Genomic DNA, 2,920 nt, shown 5'->3' on the forward strand with positions numbered 1-2,920 from the left:
AAGTGCAATTCATTCATCCAGATCATAATGAATGCTTTACTTGCACGGACTGCGGGGAAACCATGCCCCGGCGCGAGGTGGACGCAAGCGGGCGCATCCTCCGCATCAATTTCCGGGATGTGGCCGTCCCTTCGGTGTGCAACGCCTGCCTTGCGAAGCGGCGGGCGGAACGGAAGGCGCTCCGCAATCTTCAGCCTTTGGGCTTTGCGGTTTCGCGCGGGAAGATGAACGGTGAATCTCGAAACGTGAAGGTGGCGGTCTACCTGAATGAACAGGAAAGCGACCTTCTCGACTATTTGGCGCATCGGCATAACATGCCCAAATCCGTCATTCTGACGAACGCTTTCAACCTGTTTTGCAAGGAGAATTTGACCCCCGAAGACCGGGAACGGGCACAGCGCTGGAAAGAGTTCAAGATGGAGATGCGGGGCGCATCCCCGGCGACGGGACAAAACGGCCCCTGAGCAGGCAACCGGCGGGGCCCGGCCCATGACTGTTTCCCGCCTTTCTCTGCCCATGCGCCGCGCCTCATTTCCCCTCGCCTGGTCCTGCGGCACCCGGTTGATTCGCATGAAGATGCGATGAAACCGGGTGCCGCTAATTTGACTTGAAATTCCCGTCAAGGACGTTCTACGTTTGAGTTGGAGCCAAGTCCATATTCGACGATAAAGGAGATGGGACGAATGAATGCGGTGCGTATCAACGAAGAGACGGGAACCGAGGAGTATGTATACTGCCCGGTCTGCTTCGGGGAACTGCTCCTGGGCGCGATGACGAAGGAAGGCGAGGTGCTTGAGCCGGAAGAGGGCAAGGTCGCTGTCCATCCCTTGCCGGATGGCTCCGTTCCGGTTGTCATGTGCCGGGACTGCGACTGGAAGCAGGTCATGCGGCCAGAGGATGTGTTTGTCTTTGAGGGGCCGCACGCTGCGGATCCGTACAAGGATTGAGTGCTTCCGGAGGAGAATGAGACGGGCCCCTCTTCTCCGGCTTATTGACGTCAGGAAACACTGGGAATTAAAATATATTTTGTCAATGCAAAAATGCGAATAAATTCGCAAACTGCAAACCGATAAACTGGGCATTTGTCGTCATGAATTTTCATGTTGAAGGCCTCGAAATGATTTGATTTTACAAGGTTTTTCGGCACCGCTCCGGTCGCTCCGGCCTTGTCGTCCGGCGCCGCGCGGGCCAACATCATTCCGATGCACAAAAACCGCAACCTCGACGCCAACATCACCAGCATCATCCACGAAATCGGCGTTCCGGCGCACATCAAGGGCTACCAGTATCTGCGCGAAGCGATCACGATGGTATACAACAACATCGAGATCCTCGGCGCCATTACCAAGACGCTGTACCCGGCCATCGCCGAGAAATTCAAGACGACCCCGTCCCGTGTCGAACGCGCCATCCGCCACGCCATCGAGGTCGCCTGGACGCGTGGCAACATCGAGTCGATCAGCCACCTGTTCGGCTACACCATCAACGTCGCCAAATCGAAGCCGACGAACAGCGAGTTCATCGCGATGGTGGCGGACAAACTGCGCATCGAGCACAAGGTGTCGTAAGCCAGGCGGGGCAAGGGATTGCGGGATATCATAAGCCAACCAATTCGGCAAATATGCACTAAGCCGAAGCGGTAAAAGGCAACAAACATCCATTCGTCAATACGATAAACACCACTAATCTATCGGTCACAACAATACACCGATAGAGGAGTGGTGTTTATTATTATGACTGATTTTGATTTCCAAGTTGAAAACTTCATGCTGTACTGCACATCAAAAAATTTGTCCCCAAAAACATTAGCTAGCTACGAACAAACATTGAAACTGTTTGGATTGTTTTTACAGGACAAGTTTAACATTAACGATGCTCGAAAGGTGCAATCAGGTCACATTCGACAATACATCAAGTATTTACAAGAGCGGGGTAAATATACGGTTGTCGCAAACGAGTCATCAAAACATAAGAACAATCCAGAGAAACGAACGGATTACCGCAAACAGATTTCAACAACGACTATTGCCAACTATGTGCGTAACATCAAAGTATTTTTTAACTGGCTCCATGAAATTGAACGCGAAATTCCCAAAAATCCATGCCAGACAATCGAAAATCCTAAAGTGCACCGGAAAGTTAAAAAAACACTAACACCGGAAGAAATTAAGGCAGTCATCAAACAGTTTGATACCACCAAATTTCACGATTACAGAAATGCGATGATCACAAAAACGCTTCTTGATACAGGTATGCGCGTGGGGGAGTGCTTGTCATTATTGCCAGAGCATATCGATTTTGCCCACAAAAGCATTTTGCTGGTTAATCCCAAAAATAAACAACAAAGGTACGTCTATTTCAGTCCGCGTCTTGGCCAAGAACTTAAAAGCTGGCTTAGATACAAAGATCGGTATGTGGATAGTCCGTTCGTTTTTCCTACACGACGGGGAACCAAACTGGAGATTCGGAATTTTGAAAAGGCGTTACGTGATGCGGGGAGAAGGGCAGGGGTGGAAATCCATCCTCACCAACTGAGGAACAATTTTGCGAAGTATTACATCTTAAATGGCGGTGACTGGTTCACTTTGTCTAGAATTTTGGGTCACTCGTCAGTCGAAGTTACCCAAAAAGCCTATCTGGATTTCACGGACGAAGAGATCGGCAAAAAATATCAAAAGCATAGTCCATTGGCTCACATGGACATTTAGGGGTGACCATCATGACCAAAACGAAAATTAAACCGTATCAGGAGATCCCCAACATCGCAAAACGCGCCTACAAGCCCACAGGAAGTATAATGGACTACGAAAACTAGACAACAAAAAAGGAGTTTCTTAGTTGATGACAACCATCCGCAGAACGTTTACACCGGAACAAAAAGCCCAAATCGTGCTGGAAATTCTGAAGGAGGAAAGGTCGA

The 2,920-nt window shown here is 49.7% G+C and carries 2 protein-coding genes and 3 pseudogenes; all 5 read left to right on the forward strand.

Annotated features, from left to right (window positions below):
- Nucleotides 1-464: pseudogene (locus tag BAA01_12215) on the forward strand (hypothetical protein).
- A gap of 219 nt (nt 465-683) precedes the next feature.
- Nucleotides 684-947 carry a hypothetical protein gene (locus BAA01_12220; GenBank protein OUM84091.1) on the forward strand — a complete coding sequence of 88 codons (264 nt, stop codon included), beginning with the start codon at nt 684-686 and terminating at the stop codon, nt 945-947.
- 216 nt (nt 948-1,163) lie between these two features.
- Nucleotides 1,164-1,568 (forward strand): annotated as a pseudogene (locus tag BAA01_12225) (sporulation transcription factor Spo0A).
- A 165-nt stretch (nt 1,569-1,733) separates the two neighbouring features.
- Nucleotides 1,734-2,708 carry an integrase gene (locus tag BAA01_12230; protein ID OUM84092.1) on the forward strand — a complete coding sequence of 325 codons (975 nt, stop codon included), beginning with the start codon at nt 1,734-1,736 and terminating at the stop codon, nt 2,706-2,708.
- 133 nt (nt 2,709-2,841) lie between these two features.
- Nucleotides 2,842-2,920: pseudogene (locus tag BAA01_12235) on the forward strand (transposase).

The sequence above is a fragment of the Bacillus thermozeamaize genome, assembly GCA_002159075.1.
Taxonomy (GTDB): domain Bacteria; phylum Bacillota; class Bacilli; order ZCTH02-B2; family ZCTH02-B2; genus Bacillus_BB; species Bacillus_BB thermozeamaize.